Annotated in this window: 19 protein-coding genes; 9 read left to right on the top strand and 10 right to left on the bottom strand. The window is 65.6% G+C overall.

Annotated elements, in window-relative coordinates; translation table 11 throughout:
• Positions 1 to 6: 6 nt before the first annotated feature.
• Complete coding sequence (locus LSQ66_RS05570; protein ID WP_231768801.1) at positions 7 to 2,361, bottom strand: DNA translocase FtsK; 2,355 nt, start codon at positions 2,359 to 2,361, stop codon at positions 7 to 9.
• A 207-nt stretch (positions 2,362 to 2,568) separates the two neighbouring features.
• Between LSQ66_RS05570 and trxB the strand changes: the two genes are divergently transcribed.
• From trxB to LSQ66_RS05555, 3 genes are all read left to right on the top strand, one after another.
• The gene (gene trxB / locus LSQ66_RS05565) at positions 2,569 to 3,519 is read left to right on the top strand and encodes a thioredoxin-disulfide reductase (RefSeq protein ID WP_231768800.1); all 951 of its coding nucleotides are present in this window, start codon (positions 2,569 to 2,571) and stop codon (positions 3,517 to 3,519) included.
• A gap of 3 nt (positions 3,520 to 3,522) precedes the next feature.
• The gene (locus LSQ66_RS05560; RefSeq protein ID WP_231768799.1) at positions 3,523 to 4,209 is read left to right on the top strand and encodes a Smr/MutS family protein; all 687 of its coding nucleotides are present in this window, start codon (positions 3,523 to 3,525) and stop codon (positions 4,207 to 4,209) included.
• A 113-nt stretch (positions 4,210 to 4,322) separates the two neighbouring features.
• On the top strand, positions 4,323 to 4,949 hold the full coding sequence (locus LSQ66_RS05555) for a trimeric intracellular cation channel family protein (RefSeq protein ID WP_231768798.1): 627 nt from the start codon (positions 4,323 to 4,325) through the stop codon (positions 4,947 to 4,949).
• On the opposite strand, the gene LSQ66_RS05550 is transcribed toward LSQ66_RS05555, so the two are convergent.
• Together LSQ66_RS05550 and LSQ66_RS05545 are read right to left on the bottom strand one after the other, a co-directional pair.
• On the bottom strand, positions 4,950 to 5,288 hold the full coding sequence (locus LSQ66_RS05550; RefSeq protein WP_231768797.1) for a P-II family nitrogen regulator: 339 nt from the start codon (positions 5,286 to 5,288) through the stop codon (positions 4,950 to 4,952).
• A gap of 27 nt (positions 5,289 to 5,315) precedes the next feature.
• Positions 5,316 to 7,370: an NAD(+) synthase gene (locus LSQ66_RS05545; protein ID WP_231768796.1), complete on the bottom strand. Its 2,055-nt coding sequence runs from the start codon at positions 7,368 to 7,370 to the stop codon at positions 5,316 to 5,318.
• A gap of 98 nt (positions 7,371 to 7,468) precedes the next feature.
• Between LSQ66_RS05545 and LSQ66_RS05540 the strand changes: the two genes are divergently transcribed.
• From LSQ66_RS05540 to LSQ66_RS24780, 5 genes are all read left to right on the top strand, one after another.
• Entirely contained in the window at positions 7,469 to 8,611 is a 1,143-nt protein-coding gene (locus LSQ66_RS05540; protein ID WP_231768795.1) for a GNAT family N-acetyltransferase, read from the top strand.
• Positions 8,612 to 8,745: 134 nt separating this feature from the next.
• Complete coding sequence (locus LSQ66_RS05535) at positions 8,746 to 10,242, top strand: DUF4331 domain-containing protein (RefSeq protein WP_231768794.1); 1,497 nt, start codon at positions 8,746 to 8,748, stop codon at positions 10,240 to 10,242.
• 10 nt (positions 10,243 to 10,252) lie between these two features.
• Positions 10,253 to 10,483 carry a hypothetical protein gene (locus LSQ66_RS05530; RefSeq protein ID WP_231768793.1) on the top strand — a complete coding sequence of 77 codons (231 nt, stop codon included), beginning with the start codon at positions 10,253 to 10,255 and terminating at the stop codon, positions 10,481 to 10,483.
• Between the two features lie 59 nt (positions 10,484 to 10,542).
• Positions 10,543 to 11,727 carry a tetratricopeptide repeat protein gene (locus LSQ66_RS05525; RefSeq protein WP_231768792.1) on the top strand — a complete coding sequence of 395 codons (1,185 nt, stop codon included), beginning with the start codon at positions 10,543 to 10,545 and terminating at the stop codon, positions 11,725 to 11,727.
• Positions 11,724 to 13,388 (top strand): HupE/UreJ family protein, encoded by a 1,665-nt coding sequence (locus LSQ66_RS24780; protein WP_307730244.1) that lies wholly within the window; start codon positions 11,724 to 11,726, stop codon positions 13,386 to 13,388. Before LSQ66_RS05525 ends, LSQ66_RS24780 begins: the two co-directional genes overlap by 4 nt.
• Here the strand turns inward: LSQ66_RS24780 and LSQ66_RS05510 are convergent, their stop codons facing one another.
• From LSQ66_RS05510 to hemC, 7 genes are all read right to left on the bottom strand, one after another.
• Positions 13,389 to 14,084, bottom strand: a complete 696-nt coding sequence (locus LSQ66_RS05510) for an anti-sigma factor (protein WP_231768791.1) — start codon at positions 14,082 to 14,084, stop codon at positions 13,389 to 13,391.
• Entirely contained in the window at positions 14,081 to 14,668 is a 588-nt protein-coding gene (locus LSQ66_RS05505) for a sigma-70 family RNA polymerase sigma factor (RefSeq protein WP_231768790.1), read from the bottom strand. Before LSQ66_RS05505 ends, LSQ66_RS05510 begins: the two co-directional genes overlap by 4 nt.
• A gap of 78 nt (positions 14,669 to 14,746) precedes the next feature.
• A complete protein-coding gene (ppa, locus tag LSQ66_RS05500; RefSeq protein ID WP_231768789.1) occupies positions 14,747 to 15,283 on the bottom strand; it encodes an inorganic diphosphatase in 537 nt (178 codons plus the stop codon).
• Between the two features lie 83 nt (positions 15,284 to 15,366).
• On the bottom strand, positions 15,367 to 16,563 hold the full coding sequence (locus tag LSQ66_RS05495) for a heme biosynthesis protein HemY (protein WP_269449145.1): 1,197 nt from the start codon (positions 16,561 to 16,563) through the stop codon (positions 15,367 to 15,369).
• 3 nt (positions 16,564 to 16,566) lie between these two features.
• Positions 16,567 to 17,721, bottom strand: coding sequence for a uroporphyrinogen-III C-methyltransferase (locus LSQ66_RS05490; protein ID WP_231768788.1), 1,155 nt, complete (start codon positions 17,719 to 17,721; stop codon positions 16,567 to 16,569).
• Entirely contained in the window at positions 17,718 to 18,479 is a 762-nt protein-coding gene (locus tag LSQ66_RS05485) for a uroporphyrinogen-III synthase (RefSeq protein WP_231768787.1), read from the bottom strand. The genes LSQ66_RS05490 and LSQ66_RS05485 overlap by 4 nt, the downstream gene beginning before the upstream one ends.
• Before the next feature lie 14 nt (positions 18,480 to 18,493).
• Positions 18,494 to 19,492 (bottom strand): hydroxymethylbilane synthase, encoded by a 999-nt coding sequence (gene hemC, locus LSQ66_RS05480; RefSeq protein WP_269449176.1) that lies wholly within the window; start codon positions 19,490 to 19,492, stop codon positions 18,494 to 18,496.
• A gap of 167 nt (positions 19,493 to 19,659) precedes the next feature.
• On the opposite strand from hemC, the gene ppc reads away from it, so the two are divergent.
• Positions 19,660 to 22,479, top strand: coding sequence for a phosphoenolpyruvate carboxylase (gene ppc / locus LSQ66_RS05475; protein ID WP_231768786.1), 2,820 nt, complete (start codon positions 19,660 to 19,662; stop codon positions 22,477 to 22,479).
• Positions 22,480 to 22,529 lie beyond the last annotated feature (50 nt).

Raw genomic sequence — 22,529 nt, 5'->3', positions numbered from 1 at the left:
CGTTCCCTATTCTGCGGAGGCGGTGGGTGCGATGATGTCCCGGTTGCCGTTGGACTGCATGGCCGACACCACCCCGCTCTGTTCCATTTGTTCCAGCAGGCGGGCCGCGCGGTTGTAGCCGATGCGCAAGTGGCGCTGCACCAGCGAGATCGATGCGCGGCGGTTCTTCAGCACCACCTGCACGGCCTGGTCGTACATCGGGTCGGCCTCGCCGCTGGCGCCGCCCTCCCCGGCCATCACATCGCCGCCGCCCTCTTCCAGCGTGCCGCCTTCCAGAATGCCTTCAACATAGTTCGGCTCGCCCTGTGCCTTCAGGTGGGCCACCACGCGGTGCACTTCGTCGTCCGACACGAAGGCGCCGTGTACGCGAACCGGCAGGCCGGTTCCCGGCGGCATGTACAGCATGTCACCCATGCCGAGCAGGGTTTCCGCGCCCATCTGGTCCAGAATGGTCCGCGAGTCGATCTTCGAGGACACCTGGAAAGCAATACGGGTCGGAATATTGGCCTTGATCAGGCCGGTAATCACGTCTACAGATGGGCGCTGCGTCGCCAGAATCAAGTGCAGGCCTGCGGCTCGTGCCTTCTGGGCAATACGGGCGATCAGTTCTTCGACTTTCTTGCCCACCACCATCATCAGGTCGGCCAGCTCGTCGATGATGATGACGACCGTTGGCAGCTTTTCCAGCGGTTCCGGCGCATCCGGCGTAATGCTGAACGGGTTCGGGATGTGCTCTTCCTTCTTGGCCGCCTCGGCAATCTTGGCGTTGTAGCCAGCCAGGTTACGCACGCCGAGCTTGGACATGAGCTTGTAGCGCCGCTCCATCTCGTTCACGGCCCAGTTCAGGGCGTGGCCCGCCTGGCGCATGTCGGTCACCACCGGCGCCAGCAGGTGCGGAATGCCTTCGTAGACGGACATTTCCAGCATCTTCGGGTCGATCAGGATCATGCGCACATCCTGGGGATCGGCCTTGTACAGCAGCGAGAGGATGGTGGCGTTGATACCCACCGATTTACCGGAGCCGGTCGTACCCGCCACCAGCAGGTGGGGCATCTTGGCCAGGTCGGCCACCACGGGCTTGCCCGCAATATCCTTGCCCAGGGCCACTGTGAGCGGCGAGGAATTGTCGTTATAGACCTTGGAACCGACAATTTCCGACAGGCGCACGATCTGGCGCTTCGGATTCGGCAGCTCCAGCGCCATATAGTTCTTGCCCGGAATGGTTTCGACCACGCGGATCGAGGTCAGGGACAGGGAGCGGGCCAGGTCGCGCGCCAGGTTCACGATCTGCGAGCCCTTCACGCCCGTGGCGGGCTCGATCTCGTAGCGCGTGACCACCGGGCCGGGATAGGCGGCCACCACCTTGGCTTCCACGCCGAAGTCGGACAGTTTCTTCTCGATCAGGCGGCTGGTGAATTCCAGGGTTTCCACGGCCACGGTTTCCTGGGCGGGCGGCGGCTCGTCCAGCAGGGCCAGCGGCGGCAGGTCGGTGTTTTCCATGTCGCGGAACAGGCTCGCCTGCTTCTCCTTCTCCACGCGCTCGGATTTCACGACGGTGACCACCTGCGGCTCGATCTTCACCGGCGGCGCGGCCACGGGGTGCTTTTCCACGTGCTTCTCGCGCTCCTTCACCACCACTTCCTCGCGCTTGACCATGGCCACTTCGCCCTGGCGGCGGTCCTCGCGGTCCTCATAGCGCAGCACCACCCAGTCGATGGCCATTTCGATGGCTTCGCCAATGCGCTCCGCCACCGCCATCCAGGACACATGGAAAAAGAGGCTGAAGCCCAGGCCGAACAGCAGCAGGAGCATGAGGGTGGCGCCGGTGAAGCCCAGGCCCACGTGCAGGCCGTGGCCGATCAATTGGCCCAGCACCCCGCCGGGCGCGCGCGGCAGCTCGGCATGCAGGGTGTACATGCGCAGGAATTCCAGGCCCATGCTGCCCACCAGCAGGAAGGCGAAGCCGATCACGCGGATCAGGCCCTCATGGCTGTGCTCGGGGTCTTCTTCCTTTTCCAGCACAAACTTGTTCGTCAGGCGGCGGTAGCCGCGCCACACGAAGCGGATCAGGTAAATGCACCACCACCAGGCCGAGAAACCGAAGATATACAGCATGAGGTCGGACAGCCAGGCCCCCATGCGCCCGCCCAGGTTGGCCACCTTGGGCACGGCGTTGGCGTGGGACCAGCCGGGGTCCGCCTTGTCGTAGCTGACCAGGATCAGGACGAAGTACAGGCACAGGGCCGCCAGCGCGAACCAGCGCGCTTCGGAGAGCAGCCGCACCAGCCGGTTCGGCAGGGGCGCGCGCTCGGTGGTGGAACGGGTATAGGCCGAAGACGTCGGCTGGCTCGATTTGCTCATGTGCTGCGGATCTCTAGGCCGGCGGGATGTTGCATATAGGGAATTTTATCTTGTGCGCCTATTCTAAGCCATACAGGAGGGAAACGGCCTCCCAATTCATGGGAAAGCGGGGCTTGGCTTATAATCTCGCTTTGCCCAGGTGAATGCCTTGTGCTTTACCGCAACGACCCAATTTTCGGTGTTAACCCACTTTAGAAGAAGCTTGCCATGACCACTACCAAACACGCTCGCGTCCTGATTCTCGGCTCCGGTCCGGCCGGTTACAGCGCCGCCGTCTATGCGGCCCGTGCCAACCTGAAGCCGATGCTGGTGACCGGCGTCGAACAGGGCGGCCAGCTGATGACCACCACGGACGTGGAAAACTGGCCGGGCGACCCGATGGGCGTGCAAGGTCCGGAACTGATGCAGCGCCTGCTGCAGCACGCGGAAAAGTTCAATACCGACATCGTATTCGACCACATCCACACTGCCAAGCTGAACGAGAAGCCTTTCCGCCTGATCGGCGACGCCAATGAATACACCTGCGACGCCCTGATCATTGCCACCGGCGCCTCGGCCCAGTACCTGGGCCTGGAGTCCGAGCAGGCCTTCATGGGCCGCGGCGTGTCCGCCTGCGCCACCTGCGACGGCTTCTTCTACCGTGGCCAGGAAGTGGCCGTGATCGGCGGCGGCAATACGGCCGTCGAGGAAGCCCTGTACCTGGCGGGCATTGCCAGCAAGGTTACCCTGATCCACCGCCGCGACAAATTCCGCGCCGAGCCTATCCTGGTGGACCGCCTGATGGCCAAGGTTGCCGAAGGCAAGATCGAGCTGAAGCTGAACAACACCCTGCACGAAGTGACGGGCGACGACAGCGGCGTGACCGGCCTCACCCTGCTCTCGAACGAGGGCGAAAAGAGCCAGATCAAGGTGCACGGCCTGTTCGTGGCTATCGGCCACAAGCCCAATACCGGCATCTTCGAAGGCCAGCTGGAGATGCACAACGGCTACCTGAAAACGCGCTCCGGCACCGAAGGCATGGCCACCGCCACCTCGATTCCCGGCGTGTTCGCGGCAGGCGACGTGCAGGACCACATCTACCGCCAGGCCATCACCAGCGCCGGCACGGGCTGCATGGCAGCCCTGGACGCGCAGCGCTACCTGGAAGCACAGGAATAAGCCATGCCCGTACTGAAGGACTTCGCCGACCTGAAGGCCCTGAGCAAGCAGCTCAAGGCCGATGGCGAAGCGCGCGCCGCCGCCGAGGCGGAGCGCATCAGGAAGGAAAAGCAGGCGGCTGCGGAGGCCAACGTCTTCCGCAGCAATATGCAGGGCATCACCAAGCTGCCCGAATCGAACCGCTACGTGCCGCAGGCGCCCAAGCCCGTCGGTCCCCTGCCCGAAAAGCGCAGGAAGCCCATGACCGCCGCCGAACAGGCCGAGGACGATGCGGCGGTGCTGCGCGAATCGCTCCTTTCCGACCAGTTCGAGGTCGACCACTACATGGAATACGACCCGGCGCTGAACTACCTTGCGCCCGGCGTCGGCAACGACGTCATGAAGCGTCTGCGCAAGGGCTACTGGCCCATCCAGGACGAGCTTGACCTGCACGGCCTGCGCCGCGACGACGCGCGCAACGCCCTCGACACCTTCCTCAAGCGCGCCAACCAGCGCGGCCAGCGCTGCGTGTGCGTGATCCACGGCCGCGGCTTCGGCTCGCGCGGGCAGGAGCCTGTGCTGAAATCGATGGTGCACAGCTGGCTGGTGCAGACCGACGGCGTCATCGCCTTCAGCCAGGCCCACTCCGCCGAAGGTGGAGAAGGCGCCCTCATCGTCCTCCTCCGCGCCGCCCTGCGCATCGAACGCTAAGTTGCTTAAAGGGGTCTGTCCCCAATTAAGAAATATTTCTTAATGGGGACAGACCCCTTTAAGCAAAACTTTTGCTAGAGTGCTAGCGTTACCAATGTTTAACGCGAGCGCCGATGAAGCATATTCCCCAAGTCTCCCTGATCGCCATCATCGAGGTGATCGCAATTCTGGTCGGGGCGCTGTCGGGGTTTATTGAGGCGCGGCGCAAGCGGATGGATATCGTCGGGGTCTTCACCGTGGCCTTTATCACGGCCTTCGGCGGCGGCACCTTGCGCGATATCCTGCTGGACCGCCGTCCCCTCTTCTGGGTGCAGCACCAGGAATACGCGATCCTGATCTTCGTGCTGGCCCTGATCGCAGCGCCGCTGATCCGCACGCTGCGCCATATCGTTTCCGAACGCCTGATCGTGGTGGCCGATGCCGTCGGCCTGGGGCTGTTCGCGGTGGCGGGGGTGTCGCAGGCGCAGGCGGCGAACATGCCGGTCTTTATCGCCTCGATGATGGGGGTGATTACGGGGATTTTCGGCGGCGTGCTGCGCGATATCGTCTGCAACGAGGTGCCGATGGTCTTCCGCGACGGGAAGCCTTACGCGATCTGCGCCTTCTTCGGCGCGTGGATGTACATCCTGCTCCAGTACACAGACGTGCCGGACGATGTGGCGCTGTGGTCCAGCGCAGCCGTGATCACACTGCTGCGCCTTCTGACCTGGAAGTTCGACCTGCGGCTGGGGCGTCCGTAATCAGACGGCGTCCGCGCCGGTTTCGCCGGTGCGGATGCGCACCACCTGCTCCACGTTCTGCACGAAGATCTTGCCGTCGCCGATCTTGCCCGTGCGCGCGGCCTTGATGACGGCGTCCACCACGGCTTCGGCCACGCTGTCGTCCACCACCACTTCAACTTTCACCTTCGGCAGGAAATCGACCACGTACTCCGCGCCGCGGTACAGCTCCGTGTGGCCCTTCTGGCGGCCGAAGCCCTTCACTTCGGTCACGGTCAGGCCGGTGACGTTCACTTCGGCCAGCGCTTCGCGCACTTCGTCCAGTTTGAAAGGCTTGATGATGGCGGTGATCTGTTTCATGGCATTCTCCTTATTGAAAATTCTGGCTCAGGCATCCGGCACGGACTTGAGGTTTTCCATCCACACCACCGATTCCGAATCGCTCGGCGCGCGCCAGTCGCCGCGCGGCGAGAGCGATCCACCGGACCCCACCTTGGGCGCATTCGGCACGGTGGAACGCTTGAACTGGCTGGTCTTGAAGAAGCGGTGCAGGAAGATGCCCAGATTGTGCTTGATCTCTTTCAGCGTGTACTGGTTGCGCGCGACGTGCGCCTCTTCGGGCCAGGCGCCTGCGCTGCGGTCCTTCCACGCATGGAGCGAGAGGAAGGCGATCTTGGTTGGCGCGAAGCCGAAGCGCAGCGTGTAGTACAGGTTGAAGTCCTGCAGCTCGTAGGGACCGATGATGCTCTGCGTGCTTTGCGCGGGCGCCTTGTCGTCCTTCTTGCCCGGCACCAGCTCGGGGCTGATCTCGGTATTGACCACGTCCAGCAGCACCTGCGAATCGGCCTCGCCGAACTGGCGGCTCTCGGCCACCCAGCGCACAAGGTGGGCGATCAGCGTCTTCGGCACGCTCGCATTCACGTTGTAGTGCGACATATGGTCGCCCACACCGTAGGTGCACCAGCCCAGCGCCAGCTCGCTCAGGTCCCCGGTGCCGATCACGATGCCGTTGTGGTGGTTCGCGAGGCGGAACAGATGACTGGTGCGCTCGCCCGCCTGCACGTTTTCGAAGGTGACGTCGTATTCTTCCTTGCCTTCCGAGTAGGGATGGCCGATATCGGCCAGCATCTGGATGCAGCTCGGGCGGATGTCGATCTCGGAAGCGGTGCAGCCCACGAACTGCATCAGCGCCCTCGCCTGCTGCAAGGTGCGCTCGCTCGTCGCGAAGCCCGGCATGGTGTAGGCGAGGATGTTCGTGCGCGGCAGGCCGAGGCGGTCCATCGCCTTCGCCGCCACCAGCAGCGCATGCGTTGAATCCAGGCCGCCAGAGATGCCGATCACCACCTTCTTCATGCCGGTGGACGACAGGCGCTGGATCAATGCCTGCACCTGGATGTTATAGACCTCGTTGCAGCGCCTGTCGCGCAGGGCCGGATTGGCGGGCACGTACGGGAAGCGCGCAACCGTGCGGCGCAGCGGCAGCTCGTCCTGGCGCGGCAGGCGCATTTCGTAGCTCACGGTGCGGAACTTCGCGATATCGGCCTGATGGCGGCGCATGGACTGGCCGAAGGTATTGGTGCGCATGCGGTCGCGCGACAGGCGCTCCAGGTCCACATCCGCGAAGATCAGGTGCGACTCGTCCTCGAAGCGGCCCGCCTCGGCCAGCAGCTCGCCGTTCTCGTAGATGAGCGCCTGGCCGTCCCAGGCCAGATCGGTGCTCGATTCGCCGCGTCCCGCCGAGGAATACAGGTAAGCGGCCATGCAGCGCGCGGACTGCTGCCCCACCAGCTGGTGGCGGTAATCCGCCTTGCCGACCACGATGTTCGAGGCCGAAAGGTTCACCAGCACCGTGGCCCCGGCCAAGGCGCCGAAGGACGACGGCGGAATCGGCACCCATACATCCTCGCAGATCTCGGCGTGAAACTTCATGAGAGGCAGGTTCGCTGCCTGGAACAGCAGATGGGCGCCGAAAGGCACGCGCTGGCCAAGCAGCTCGATCTCGGTGGAGATGGCGTCGTCGGCGGTGCTGAACTGGCGCACCTCGTAGAACTCGTTGTAGTTGGGCAGATAGATCTTGGGCACCACGCCCTGGATCTTCCCGTCCGCCACCACGACGGCGCAGTTGAACAGGCGATGATCGACGCGCAGCGGCGCGCCCACGATCATGGTAACCGGAATACGGTTCGACGCCTCCACCACCATGCCCAGCGCGGCAAGCGTGGCATCCAGCAGTGCGCGTTGATGGAACAGATCGTCGTTCGAATAGGCGGACAGGCCCAGCTCCGGGAAAGCGATCAGGATCGCCCCCTCGGCGGCGGCCTGCTCGGCCAGCCGGATCGTCTGCTCCGCATTAAACAGCGGATCGGCCACCCGGCAGCGTGGCACGCCCACGCTCAGCCGTACAAACTCATGCGAATACAGATTATGGAAAGATAGCGCCATACGAAGCAGATTCCCCGGTCAATGACAACGATTCTAACATTGCCATCCCAGCCATGCTTCCCGCTGTAGGGAAAGCGAAATCTCAGTACAATGGCGCGATGAACTATCGCACTGGGGTGATCTCTTCCTTGGAGGAAGCCGGCGAGGCGGCTTGGACTGCCCTGCTGGCGAAACAGGAGCCGGATCGCGCGCCGAATCCTTTCCTCTCCTTCGCTTTCCTCCATGCGCTGCACGAGTCGGGCAGCGCCAGCGCGGATACCGGCTGGCAGCCGCAGTATCTGGTGCTCTGGCAGGGCGAGGAACTGGCCGCCGCCATGCCGCTCTACGTGAAGTCGCATTCCTACGGCGAATACGTCTTCGACTGGGCCTGGGCGGATGCCTATCACCGTAACGGCATCGAGTACTACCCCAAGCTGCTGTCGGCGATTCCCTTTACGCCGGTCACCGGCCCGCGCCTGCTGGCACGCGATGCCGAAGCCCGTGCGGCGCTGATCGCCTTCCTGGGCGCGCAGCAGCAGGCGGCAGGCATGTCGTCCACGCATATCCTGTTCCCGCCCGAGGATCAGGTGCAGCAGCTGGAGGACGCAGGCTTCCTGCTGCGCAGCGGTATCCAGTTCCATTGGCTGAACCAGGGCTATCCGGATTTCGACACCTTCCTCGCCACCCTTGAACACAAGAAGCGCAAGAATATCCGCGCCGAACGCCGCAAGGTGCGCGAGGCCGGGGTGACGATGCGCCAGATACGCGGCGCCGACGCGGGCGATGAGGATTGGCGCTTCTTCCACCGCTGCTACAGCAATACCTATGCCGAGCATCGCTCCTCGCCTTATCTGAACCTTGATTTCTTCCGCCGCATCGGCCGCACCATGCCGGAAAATCTGCTGCTGGTGACGGCGGAACGGAACGGCGAACGCATCGCATCCTCGCTCGTCGTCCACAACGGCCACACGCTCTACGGACGCTACTGGGGCGCCATCGAGCACGTGCCCTGCCTGCATTTCGAAACGGCCTACTACCAGCCGCTTGAGTTCTGCATCGCCAACGGCATTGCCACCTTCGAGGGCGGCGCGCAGGGCGAGCACAAGATGGCGCGCGGTTTCCTGCCCACCAAGACCTGGTCCGCGCACTGGCTCGCGCATCCGGCCCTCTCCGATGCCATCGAACGCTTCCTCGCGCGCGAAGGCGGCGGGGTCGACAGCTATCTCGATGAGCTGAACGAGCGCAATCCGTTCAAGGGCTAGCCGCCAGCTTCTTACTCCGCAGCATTCTCCTTCAAAAAAATTTGAAGGAGTCTGTTCGCGCCTGAATCCAGTTTTCTCCTCCCTGCGTATAAGCCGATGCAGCACCCAACATCACCTTGTCCTGGAGGATTGAAATGTCTCATCTGCTCAAGCAGTCCGTGCTGGCGGCACTGGTCTGCAATACTCTCTCGCTTGGCCTGACGCCACAGGCAATCGCTTCCAGCCACCGCGAGGCGCCCTTCATCACGAAGGCGCCGAAGGTGGATGGAACCGACTTCTACATGTTCCGCAGCTATGAAACGGGCCGCGCCGGTTTCGTGACGCTGATCGCAAACTACGTGCCGCTGCAGGATGCCTACGGCGGCCCCAACTTCTTCCAGATGGATGCCGATGCCCTGTACGAGATTCATATCGACAACAACGGCGACGCCAAGGAAGACATCACCTTCCAGTTCCGCTTCAACAACACGAACAAGGACACGCAATTTACCGTGGGCGAAAAAAAGGTTTCGATCCCGCTCGTCATCAACGGCGGCGCCATCGCCGGGCCGAATGCCGATGGGGCGAACGTGCGCGAGACCTACACGGTCACCATGGTGCGCGGCGACCGCCGCGGCGGCTCGCGCGCCGCCGTCACGAATGCCGCCGGCGGCAGCACCTTCGACAAGCCGCTCGACAACATCGGCAACAAGTCGATTCCGGACTACCCCGCCTATGCCGCGAAGCATATGTACACGGTGAACATTCCCGGCTGCGGCACACCGGGCCGCATGTTCGTCGGCCAGCGCAAGGACCCCTTCGCGGTCAATCTGGGCGAGACTTTCGACCTCATCAACTACAAGGCCCCGGCCGTGGAGTTCAATCCGAACGCCGAGCGCAATGCGCGCGACGATCTGGACGACAAGAACATCACCTCCATCGAACTGGAGGTGGCCATTCCCTGCCTCACGGCCTCGGCCAGCGAGCCGGTAATCGGAGGCTGGACCACTGCCAGCCTGCGCCAGGTCCGCCTGCTGAACCCCGTTCCGGGCGGACCATTTGGCCCCGCCAAGACGGGCGGCGCCTGGACGCAGGTCTCGCGCCTTGGAATGCCGCTCGTGAACGAACTGGTGATCGGCCTGAAGGACAAGGACCGCTTCAACCACAGCAAGCCTTCCACCGATTCCCAGTTCGCCACCTACGTCACCAACCCCACCTTCCCTGCCCTGATCGAGATCCTGTTCGGGAACGCCGGCGCCAAGGCCCCGACCAACTTCCCGCGCAACGATCTCGTGACGCTCTTTCTCACCGGCGTCAAGGGCCTGAACCAGCCCGCGACGGTAACGCCCTCCGAGATGCTGCGCCTGAATACGTCCATCGCTCCCGTGCCGATGGGTGCGCAGAAACGGCTCGGCGTGATCGACGGCGACAACGCGGGTTTCCCGAACGGACGCCGTCCCGGCGACGACGTGGTGGATATCGCCTTGCGCGTGGTGATGGGCAAGCTGTGCACCCTGAACATCGGCTGCCGTCCGTCCGATGCCCCGGCAGGCACCATCCGCTTCACGGATGGCGCCTACCTGGATGCGAGCGCCTTCACCGCCGCCTTCCCCTACCTGAAGACGCCGATCCCCGGCTCGCCGCAGCAGTAAGGAGGCCGACATGAAAGCCCTGGCCCTGACCTGCGCTCTGATCCTGAGTGCCTGCGGCGGCAGCGACACGGGCGGCACCGCCGCCAGCCCGCCCACAATGTCTGCCACGACAATGGCCGACAGCTTCTTCAGCGCCGTTCTTTCGGCGAGCGCCTCGGAGTCCGATGATACCGAACCCACATCGGTCGATGCGATGGCCGCCACCTCGCCCGAGGACACGGAACCAGCTGCGCTCAACTGAGCGCAGCCTGCCACGCGGACCGGCCGATGCCGGTCCGCTTCCCCACACTCAAGAAGGGGATGATGATGAAATACCGGATTCCATTGGCCGCTCTGGTCATGCTGTCATCCGCCTGCATTCATGCAGCGCCCTATATTCCGCGCTCAGGCAATGAAGTGCTTGAAACCCTGCCCGCCCGCGCAAACGCAAGACAACTGGAACTCGTGGCCCTGCGCCGCCAGCTCGACGGGCGCCCCAGCGATGCGGAGCTGGCATCCAGCCTGGCGCAGCGCTACATCGCCCTCGGGCGCGCCGAAACGGACCCGCGCTACTTCGGCTACGCCCAGGCGGCCCTGTCGCCGTGGTGGCGCAGCGCGGCGCCGCCAACGGAGGTGCGCCTGCTGCGCGCCACCCTGCTGCAATCGACCCACCGCTTCGGCGCCGCCCTGCAGGACCTGGACGCCATTGTCGCCAGCGAACCGCGAAACGCGCAGGCCTGGCTCACGCGCGCCACCGTGCAAACGGTGACCGGCGACTACGCGGGAGCCACTGCCAGCTGCGCACGGCTTTCCACCATCGCCGAAACGCTGGCTGCCGTCACCTGCCTTGCCAATACCGCGAGCATCAGCGGGAGGCTGGCCACCAGCGAACGGCTGCTCGCCACAACGCTGGAGCGCAACGGAGACAGCAGCGCGGAGCTGAAACCGTGGTCTCTCACCCTGCTGGCGGAAATGGCAGTGCGGCGCGGCGACACCACGGCCGCCGAGGCCCGCTTCCGCAGCGCGCTGGCGGCAAGCCCCCGCGACAGCTACCTGCTCGGCGCCTATGCAGACTTCCTGCTGGACCGGAAGCGGCCGCAGGAAGCAGCGGACCTGCTTGCGCCGCACCGCCGCATCGATGCACTGCTGCTGCGCTACGCCATTGCGCTGAAACGCATGAACAGCGATCCCGCCGGACTGCGGACCAGCATAGGCGAGCTGCGCGCGCGTTTCGACGCCGCCGTGCAGCGCGGCGACAGCGTCCACGAACGCGAGCACGCGCGCTTCGAGCTGGAACTGATGCAGGATGGCCGCAAGGCACTGGCCCTGGCTCAAAGCAACTGGCAGGTGCAGAAGGAGGTGGCGGACATGCGCATCCTGCTCGAAGCCGCCCTTCATGCACGCAACCGCGCCGCTGCCGCACCGGTGCTCCAGTGGCTCGACCGGCATGGCGTGGAGGATGTCACGCTGGCCTCCCTGCGCCGGCAGCTGGGAGCACTGTCATGAAACGCTTGCTGCTTCTTCTGCTGTTCGCCTGTGGCGCCGCTTCCGCCCACAAACCCAGCGACAGCTACCTCGCCCTTCGCACCGCAGGGGACCATATCGAGGGCCAATGGGATATCGCACTGCGCGACCTGGACTATGCCATCGGCCTCGATGGCGATGGCGACGGAAAGCTCACGTGGGACGAAGTGCGCAGCCGCCACGCCGCCATCGAACGGTATGCGCTCGAACGCCTGCAACTGGCTTCGGGAGCCGCGTCCTGCACGATCGAAGGCGGCGAACAGCTGATCGACCGGCATACCGACGGGGCCTACTCCGTGCTGCGCTTCCGCGCCGCCTGCCCGGCAGCCGCCACGCTGCGCATCGCCTACCGCCTGTTTGCGGAGACGGACCCGCAGCACAAGGGACTGGTGCGCATCGAGCACGGCAGCCGGACCAGCACCGCCATCCTCGGCGTGGACAAACCTGAGCAGGAAGTGGCGCTGGCCGGACCGGGCCTGCTGGCGAGCTTCGCCGACTACACAAGGCACGGCGTCTGGCATATCTGGATCGGCTTCGACCACATTCTGTTTCTCGTCTCCCTGCTGCTGCCGGCGGTGCTGCGGCCCGGCTTCCGCAGCGCGGCGCTGGACGTGCTCAAGATCGTCAGCGCTTTCACGGTGGCGCATTCCATCACCCTCACGCTGGCGGCCATGCAGCTGGCATCCCTGCCTTCGCGCTGGGTGGAATCGGCCATCGCCGCATCCGTGCTGGTGGCGGCGCTGAACAATTTGTTCCCGCTGGTGGACAGGCGGCGCTGGGTGGCGGCCTTCGCCTTCGGCCTGATTCACGGCTTCGGCTTCGCCAGCGTCCTTGCGGACCTCGGGCTGCCGAACGGCGCGCGTGCCGTGGCGCTGGCAGGGTTCAATGTGGGCGTGGAACTGGGCCAGCTGGCCATTGTGGCCCTGTTCCTGCCGCTGGCCTATTCGGTGCGGGCAAGCTGGGTGTACCGGCGCGTGGTGCTCACAGGCGGTTCGCTCGCCATCATGCTGGTTTCGGCGGCATGGCTGGGCGAACGCGCTTTCGGCTGGCAGGTCCTGCCGCAGAACACGGCGCAGGCAGGCGGCCTGCAAAGCCGCCTGTCGCTGCGGACCTTCGATCTGGATGCCGACCCTCTATACCGTGACGCTGCGGGCGATACCGGCGCAGAGCGGGCGGCCACCGTGCACACCGCCGAGTGGAATGGGCAGTATTCGCCAAGTCCCGGACTGGTGCTGGACCTGGATCTTGCCGCCACGCGCGCCCGCTACCGGGGCGCGAATCCTGCTGGCAGCCACATTCCGGGCTCGCCCGGCAAGGTGCTTACCGCAGGCATTGCAGTGAATCCCGGCGGCCAGTGGTTCGGATGCCTGCAGTGGCGCTACTTCGGGCCGCACCCGCTCACGGAGGACAACAGCGCGCGCGGCGGCTCCGCGGCGCTGGCCTCGGCCAGCGTGGGCTACGCCTTCGGCAAGAGGACCACGCTGGTGCTCGATGTACTCAACCTGTTCAACCGCCGTGCGGGCGATATCGACTACTTCGACACCTCGCTCCTGCGCGCCTCTCCAACGCCCGCCATCAGGGACATCCACATCAAGCCCGGCGAGCCGCGCAGCCTGCGCCTCACGCTCTCCGGCGAGTTCTGATCAGAGCACGGCCATCCAGCTGCCCTTGTACAGCACAGGCCCGGTAGGCCCGGCCGGGTCGGGCGAACCTCCCTTCGGCTCCAGGCTGATGGCAAGCAGCGCCACGTCGCTGCCGGTGGCCTGGGCCAATGCCAGCCGCGTGCCGCGCCTGTCGTGCAGGATGCCGAGCGAACGAGGCTTGCCCGCGCGGTTGATGGCCCAGAGCTGCAGGGTTTTGTCGTCCGCCACGGGCAGCGCGCTCAGGACGCGCACGTCGAGGGTATTGCGGCGGCTGTCCGCCGTCAGCAGCATGGCCGCCTGCGACTGGGCATCCGTGAGCGTGGCCACGTGGTCGACGGGAGGCGCTGCGGGGCTGCGCAGCACCAGCACCGCCGCCAGCACCGCGGCGAGGCCGGAGGACGCCATGCCGAGCGAACGCCAGAAGTTCAGCGAGGCGCTCCACTTCGAAGGCCCGGCGCCCGTACGCAGGTTCAGGCGCCGTTCGATATCCTTCCACACCCGCGCGGGCGGCTCGGCGCTGCCGGCGAATTCGCCCATGGGCATGAGGCGGTCGCGCCATTCGTCCGTGGTGCGGCGCAAGGCCGCGTCGTTGTGCAGCCAGCCTTCGAAGCGGCGGCGCGCGCCGCCCTTCAGCGTGCCGAGCACGTATTCGGCGGCCAGCTTGTCGCGCAGTTCGGGCTTGTCGCGGTAGTTCATGGGCGGCCCCTCTCCGACAGGCAGGCGCGCAGGCGTTCCAGGCTGCGCCGGATCCAGCTCTTCACCGTGCCGACGGGCAGCGCCAGCTGCTGCGCCACTTCGCTGTGGGAGAACTCGTGGAAGAAGGCCAGTCCCAGCACCTGGCGGTGGCTGGCGTCGAGCAGGGACATGCAGCGCGCCAGCGCCTTCGCATCGCTGCCCAGCAGCAGCGCGTCGATGGGACTCGTTTCAGGGCTGTCCAGCGCGTTCATGGTGGCCTCGTCGAATTGCTCGGCATCGATGTCGATGGTGTCCTGGAGGCGGCGCAGCAGGTCCAGCGCCTTGTTGCGCACGATGGCCGTCATCCAGGTCATGGGGGCGGCCAGCTGCTCCTGGTAGCTGTGCGCGTGCTCCCACACGGCGATAAAGCTCTCCTGCAGCGCCTCTTCGGCCAGCTCCCTCTTCCGGAGTATACGCAAGGCAAAGCCAAACAGTTTCGCCGACGTGGCGTTGTAGAGACAGCGGAAGGCTTCGGCATCCTTGCGCGCGGTGGCGGCGAGCCAGCCGCGCAGCTGCCGCGTGTCGCTTTGGGTATCGTTCAGCACTGCGCACCTCCTCTGATGAGTTTGTTCGACAGGGCATGAAAAAAGGCGCCAGAGGCGCCTTTCGTGCAAGCTTGAAGCTTAGGGGTTTTCTTTTTTGTAGGTAGCGACGCCGTTCAGGATCTCTTCCTTCGCGTCGTCCGGGCCGCCCCAGCCATCGATCTTCACCCACTTGCCCGGCTCCAGGTCCTTGTAGTGCTCGAAGAAGTGCTGGATCTGCTGCAGGCGCAGGTCCTGCAGGTCTTCCGGCTTCTGCCAGTGCTTGTAGATCGGCAGCACCTTGTCGACCGGCACGGCCAGCACTTTCGCGTCCTGGCCGGCTTCGTCGGTCATCTTCAGCACGCCGATGGCGCGGCAGCGCACCACCACGCCGGGGATCAGCGGGAAGGGGGTAATCACCAGCACGTCCACCGGGTCGCCGTCGGCGGACAGGGTGTTCGGCACGTAGCCGTAGTTGCACGGATAGTGCATGGCGGTGCCCATGAAGCGGTCCACGAAGATGGCGCCGGATTCCTTGTCCACTTCATACTTGATCGGATCCGCATTCATCGGGATCTCGATAATCACATTGAAATCGTTCGGCAGGTCGCGGCCAGCCGGTACTTTGTTCAGACTCATTTTTTCCTCGTTGAAACGCTTTGGGGGATTTGGACAAGCAGACAATTATAGCGAAGGCGGCGCACTTTGTGCGCCGCAACACGCTAGAGAATCGTGGCCAGCGCGCACTGGCGGTAGTGGCTGGCGGCCTCTTCCGGTTGCTGCAGCGCCTCATGCAGCTGGGCCAGTTTCAGATGGGCTTCGCGCACCATGCGGGGTTCGGTGGCGTCGGACAGGGCTTGCTCCAGGTAGCGCTGGGCCTTGCCCCAGAGCTTCTGTTTCAGGCAGAGGGAACCGAGCGTGAGCGCCAGTTCCGCATCGGCCGGGCGCTCGCGCACCCAGGCTTCGCAATGCTCGATCTGGGCCAGGAGCGCGGCCGATCCGGCCGGAGCGGCCGCATCGCGGTAGGCGCGCACCACGCGCTCGTCCCAGTTGGCGGCCAGCGATTCCTCGGCCACCACGCGGGCCTCGTCGTGCAGGCCGCGCGCATTCAGGGCCGTGGCGGCGCGGCAGGCCACGTAAGGCTTCACGCGGTCGGCCTGGGGAATGGAGGCCCACACGCGCTGCACGGATTCGGCGTCGTGCATCTTGTCCGAGAGCAGATCGTCGTAGGCCAGTTCGCGCAGGCGGGCCGAAAGGGCCGGGTGCAGGGCCTTGTGCTTGTCCAGCGAGCGCACAAGGCGCAGCACTTCCGGCCAGTTCTTGGCCTGCTGCTCGGCCTTCAGTGACCATTGCAGGGCATGGATATGGCGGGTGCCGCTGGCATTGAGTTCACGCACGGCAGCCAGCGCGGCTTCCGGCTGGTGGTCGTCCACCAGCAGCTCGGTCACCGTCATCAGGCGCGCCGTCTTCATGGCGTTGTCGTCCGCGATGCGGTTCAGCCACTGGTCGCGGCGGTGGTTCTGGCGCATGCGGTGGGCGGCGCGGGCGCCGATCAAGGCTGCCACGCCGGCGTTCTCCGGCAGTTCGGCGGCGCGCAGGGCCGCTTTCTCCGCGTGGCCGAAGCGGCCTTCGAACAGGGCCTTGAGCGCATCGCGCAGGCCCTTGTTGCCGTCACGTTCGCGCTTGCGCTGGCGGTAGGCGGCCACGCGTTCCGGCATGCGCAGCGTGGCGCGCACGGTGCGCACCAGCACGTACAGAAGGCCGAACAGCAGCACTTCGAGCAGCACGAAGAAATTCAGCGAAAGGTCGACGCGGTATGGAGGATAGAACAGCACCACGTTGCCGGGATTGAAGCGGGCCGTCACCGCGATGCCGATGGCGGCGGCCATCAAGGCCAGTAACCAGAGGAATACGCGCATGGGTCAGGGCTTCGCTTTGTAGTTGCGCACGGCGTTCAGGCTGTCCGCCAGCGTCGGCATCTCGATCGCCAGGTTGCTGCCCTGGACCTGGCGCAGCAGCGCCTGCACGGTCTGGGTCTGCTTGGCGCGCGTGTCGAAGTAGCGCACCAGGGCTTCCTGGGCGGCCAGCAGGTCGGCGCGGAAGGCCGCCTCGTTGCGCGACAGGAGGGCCATGCGCGCGTTCAGCAGCCGCAGTTTGAGGTTCTCGCGCAGGAAGTAGGCTTCGCCCGGCGAGAGCATCAGGGCGTCCGGCGTGTCCACGCTGCGCACGCGGATCAGCTGGCGCACATCGGTCCACATTTCACTGCTCCAGGCGTTCCAGGTGCCCTGGAGCTTCGCCAGCCACGGACTTTCCACCGGCTCGGGCGGCGCTTCCTTGGCGGCGCGGCCTTTCTTCGACGGCTTGGCCGCCGGTTTCTCGGGCGCTGCGGGCAGGGTCGGCTTCTCGTCCGCCAGCATGGGCAGCGTGTCGACCTGGGCGATCACATTGTCCAGCCGCACGGCCAGGCCCACGGAATCCACGCTTGGCAGGGCCTTGAGCTTTTCCATGTCCTTCGCGATGGCGCGGCGGATGGTGATGAACTGGGGCTTGTCGGAACGGGACAGGCTGCGGTCCGCATTCTGCAGCGCGATCAGGGCGCCGGAGACGTTACCGGCCAGCTGGAGCTGCTGGCTGGCGGTGGAGAGCACCTGCTCGATCTCGGCCAGCGCCCATTCGTCGCGGTTCTTCGAGAGGTCGTTGTACAGCTGTTCCAGCGCGAGCTGCTGGCTCTGCGCTTCCTGCTGGCGGCCTTCCAGCACCCCCACCTTGATCTGGAGCTCCTTGGTCGATTCCTGCACCTGGCGCACGATCTGGCCCGTTTCCGCGTTCGAGGCGTCGCCCTTCTGCAGGCGGCGCGCCATTTCCTCGCGCAGGCCGCGCACCTGCTTGTGCGAGGTCCAGGTTTCGGCGGCGAGCAGAATGCCCAGCACGATGACGGCAATCGTCAGCGGGCGTTGCAGCGCGTCCGCGAGGCCGGGTTCGGCGGGAACGGTCACTGGCGCGGCGGGGATCGGGGTGGCTTCCGCGGCATTGCCTTTCGGAGCTGCCGGGTCGGGAATAGTAGGTAAATCGCTCATGATCGTAATTGTAACGCGGCCACTAGCCGGTCGTCGCCTGATCCGGTCAGCGTCACACGGTGAAAACCCGCTAATTTTGCCGTTTCGGCAATCCGGGCATGGGGGACAAGCAAATGTTGTCGTTGCATTTTAGCAACAGCAGCCTGTCCGTCGAGTTCTTCGAGCCTCCGCAGAAGGCCGCGCAAGGCTTCCGAGCTGGTGACGATCCAGTCGTTCGGCTCCGCGGTCAGCTCGCTCAGCCTCGCCGCAAAGGCGTCGTCCAGCGGCGGGACGGCGCGGCGGTAGGCCGCCACGGTGTCGACCAGCACGCCTGCCGCGCGCAGGCTGTCCGCCAGCAGTTCGCGGCCCGATTCGCCGCGCACGATCAGCACGCGGCGGCCCTGCAAGGCCTCCAGGTCCAGGGCCTTCAGCAGGTGTTCGGAATCGCTCGCTGCCGGGTCGGCCGGGCTGACGATGTCCTGCGCAGGCACGCCATGCGCCAGCAGTGCGGCGCGGCTGCCCTCGCCCACCACGGCGGCGCCCAGCCCATGGGGCCATTGGGGAATATGGGGAAAGGCCGCGTCCACGGCATTCGGCGATACGAAGGCCAGCAGCGCGTAGTCCGCTGCGCGGGCCAGCGTGGCGCGCAGGGCCGTGGTATCGGGCAGCGGCGAGATGTCCAGCAGGGGCAGCACGGCCACGTCGCGGCCCAGCGCGGCAATGCGCGCCGCAAGCGGCTGCGCCTGGGCCAGCGGGCGGGTGATGACGACCGTGGACATCCGCGCCGTGCGGATCAGGCGCCGGCCGGGCGGCCGGGCGCTGCCTGCGGCGACGCGTCGGCGGCTGCGGCTTCCGCCACGCAGGCGGCGAGAATATCGACCGCGTCCTGCGCACGCAGCTTGTCGGCCACCTGCTCGCCCAGCTGTTCGGCGTCCACGGCCAGGCCCTGCACTTCGGCCTTGGCCATGCGCTTGCCGTCCGGGGTGGCGACCATGGCGCGCAGGTGCATCTGGTGGCCGTCCACGGTGGCGAAGGCCGCCAGCGGCACTTGGCAGCTGCCGCCGAACACCTTGGACACCTTGCGCTCGGCGGTCACCGCCTGCGCCGTCGGCTGATGGTTGAGGGGGGCCAGCAGCGCTTTCAGGTCCACGCCGTCGCTGCGCTGCGCAATTTCAATCGCCATGGCGCCCTGCCCTGCGGCGGGCAGGCTGTCCGACGGATCCAGCAGCGCGCGGATGCGGTGCTCGGCGCCCAGCCGCTTCAGGCCCGCGGCGGCGAGGATGATGGCGGCATAGTCGCCGCGATCCAGCTTGCCCAGGCGCGTATCCAGGTTGCCGCGCAGCGGCTTGATGACGAGGTGCGGGAAGCGCGCCGCGATGAGCGACTGGCGGCGCAGGCTGCTCGTTCCCACGACGGCGCCGGGCGGCAGCTCGGCCAGCGAGGCGTAGTCGTTGGAAACGAAGGCGTCGCGCGGGTCTTCGCGTTCGAGCACGGCGGCCAGGGCGAAGCCTTCCGGCAGCTCCATCGGCACATCCTTCAGGGAATGCACGGCGAGGTCGGCGCGGCCTTCGGCCATGGCCACCTCCAGCTCCTTCACGAACAGGCCCTTGCCGCCCACCTTGGACAGGGCGCGGTCGAGGATCTGGTCGCCCCTGGTGGTCATTCCAAGAATAATTATGCTGCACTGCGGATATAATAATGATAAGCGCTCGCGCACATGCTCCGCCTGCCACATGGCGAGGCGGCTTTCGCGGGAGGCGATCACCAACTTGGAAGGGACCTGCAAGGCCAATTCAGGAGTATTCAAAACCAGTTCTTTCGCTGTTGCTAACGCTCACCGGCGTTCACCAGTTACCTGCGCGTGTTTTCAAGACCATAAATTTTAGCACGCGCTCTTAATGCAGCCTTCGGCCACAAGCCTCTTGCACCGACACTCATCATCTTTGTGACTTATCAATTATGGTAAAACAAGCTAGTGCAACAGACGAACCGTCCGGCGTGGATAAAGACGCCCCGTTGAAAGAAGATATCCGCCTGCTCGGCCGCCTGCTCGGCGACGTGCTGCGCGAGCAGGAAGGCGAAGAAGTGTTCGCCGTGGTCGAAACCATTCGCCAGACCGCCGTGCGCTTCCGCCGCGAAGCCGATGCGGGCGCCGCCAAGGAACTGGACGGCATGCTGAAGATCCTGACGCGCGAACAGACCATTTCGGTGGTGCGCGCCTTCTCCTACTTCTCCCACCTGGCCAATATCGCCGAGGACCAGCACCACATCCGCCGCCGCCGCGCCCACCTGCTGGCCGGTTCGGCCCCGCAGCGCGGCAGCATCAACTACGCCCTGGGCAAGCTGAAAGAGGCCGGCGTGGACAAGGACACCGTGGACGGCTTCTTCGCCGACGCCCTGATCGCGCCCGTTCTGACGGCTCACCCAACGGAAGTGCAGCGCAAGTCCATTCTGGACGCGGAACGCCACATCGCCCGCCTGCTGGCCGAGCGCGACCTGCCGCTGACGCCGAGGGAGCGCGCCGCGAACCTGCACATGCTGCGCTCGCGCATCGCCACGCTGTGGCAGACGCGCATGCTGCGCTACACCAAGCTGACCGTGGCGGACGAAATCGAGAACGCCCTCTCCTACTACCGCATCACCTTCCTGAACGAGGTGCCGGGCCTGTACGACGATATCGAGGAAGAAATCGCCGAACAGTATGGCCAGGAGCAGCCAAGCAGCATCAAGTCCGCCTATCTGCAAATGGGCAGCTGGATCGGCGGCGACCGGGACGGCAACCCGAACGTGAACGCGGGCACGATGAAGCACGCGCTCGAGCGCCAGGCCACCACCGTCATCGACTTCTACCTGGACGAAGCGCATGCGCTGGGCGCGGACCTCTCCATCTCCATGCTGATGGTGGCCTGCAGCCCCGAGCTGCAGGCCCTGGCCGACGCCTCGCCCGACCAGTCCGACCATCGCTCGGACGAGCCTTACCGCCGCGCCCTGATCGGCATCTACGCCCGCCTGGCCAGCACGGCCCGCGCGCTGGGCGCCACCAATATCCTGCGCAAGGAAGTGGGCCACGCCGAGCCGTACGAGTCGCCCGCCCAGTTCTCGGCCGACCTGCAGGTGCTGATCGATTCGCTGGAAGCGAACCACGGCGCCATGCTGGCCCGTCCGCGCCTGACGACGCTCAAGCGCGCCGCCGACATCTTCGGCTTCCACCTCGCCTCGCTGGACATGCGCCAGAGTTCGGACATCCACGAGCGCGTGCTGGCCGAGCTGTTCGCCAAGTCCGGCGCGCATGCCGACTATGCCTCGCTGGACGAGGACGCGAAGGTGAAGCTGCTGCTGGCCGAGCTCTCCCAGCCACGCCTCCTGTATTCGCCGTACATCGCCTATTCGCCGGAGACCGAGTCGGAGCTGAGCATCTTCCGCGCCGCGCGCGAAATCCGCCAGCGCTACGGCGAGCGGGCCATCCGCAACTACATCATCTCGCACACGGAGACCGTGTCCGACCTGCTGGAAGTGCTGGTGCTGCAGCAGGAAACCGGCCTGCTGCGCCAGGACGGCGAAGGCGGCAACGTGGCGGACCTGATGGTGATTCCGCTCTTTGAAACCATTCCCGACCTGCAGCGCGCCGCGGGCATCATGGAAAGCGTGATGGCGCTGCCGCTGGTGAAGCAGCTCATCGAACGCCAGGGCCGCATCCAGGAAGTCATGCTGGGCTACTCGGACTCGAACAAGGACGGCGGCTTCCTCACCTCGAACTGGGAGCTGTACAAGGCCGAGATCGCGCTGATCGACGTGTTCGCGAAAGCGGGCGTGAAGCTGCGCCTCTTCCACGGCCGGGGAGGCACGGTCGGCCGCGGCGGCGGTCCAAGCTACGACGCCATCCTGGCGCAGCCGAAAGGCACCGTGAACGGGCAAATCCGCCTGACGGAACAGGGCGAGATCATCGCCTCCAAGTTCTCCAATGCGGAAATCGGCCGACGCAACCTTGAACTGCTGGTCGCGGCCACGCTGGAAGCGAGCCTGCTGCCGCCGCCTTCGGGCAGCGCGCAGAAAGAGCAGCTGGCGGGCTTCGAGGAGGTGATGTCGCAGATTTCCGACTTCGCCTACAAGTCCTACCGCAACCTGGTGTACGAGACCCCCGGCTTTACGGACTACTTCTTCGCCGCCACGCCGATTGCGGAGATCGCGGAACTGAACCTGGGTTCGCGCCCGGCCTCGCGCAAGTCCACCAAGCGCATCGAAGACCTGCGCGCCATTCCCTGGGGCTTCAGCTGGGGCCAGTGCCGCCTGCTGCTGCCGGGCTGGTACGGCTTCGGCAGCGCCGTGGGCGCGTGGATCGCCGAGGGCAAGCGCGAGGAGCGCATCGAACAGCTGCGCCAGATGTACCAGCACTGGCCCTTCTTCGCCACGCTGCTGTCCAATATGGACATGGTGCTGGCAAAAACGGACCTGGCCATCGCCTCGCGCTACGCTGAGCTGGTGGCGGACCGCGAGCTGCGCGAGCGTATCTTCAAGCGCATCTGCGAGGAGTACACGCACACGCTGGCCTGCCTGGAAGCGATCACCGGCGCGACGGAACGCCTGGCGGGCAACCCGCTGCTGGCGCGCTCCATCACCAACCGCTTCGCCTACCTCGACCCGCTGAACCACCTGCAGGTTGAGCTGATCAAGCGGCACCGCTCCCTGGCCAATACGCCGGACAAGGCCGACCCGCGCGTTCACCGCGGCATCCACCTGTCCATCAACGGCGTGGCGGCAGGCCTGCGCAATACGGGCTAAGTCCCGCGCCCCCCGAAGACAGGCCCCATCCGGGGCCTGTCTCATTCAAC

This window comes from Massilia endophytica (assembly GCF_021165955.1).
In the GTDB taxonomy this organism is placed as follows: domain Bacteria; phylum Pseudomonadota; class Gammaproteobacteria; order Burkholderiales; family Burkholderiaceae_D; genus Rugamonas; species Rugamonas endophytica.
Note: the sequence above shows the minus strand (reverse complement) of the source record. Positions and strands in the feature narration are given on the sequence as shown.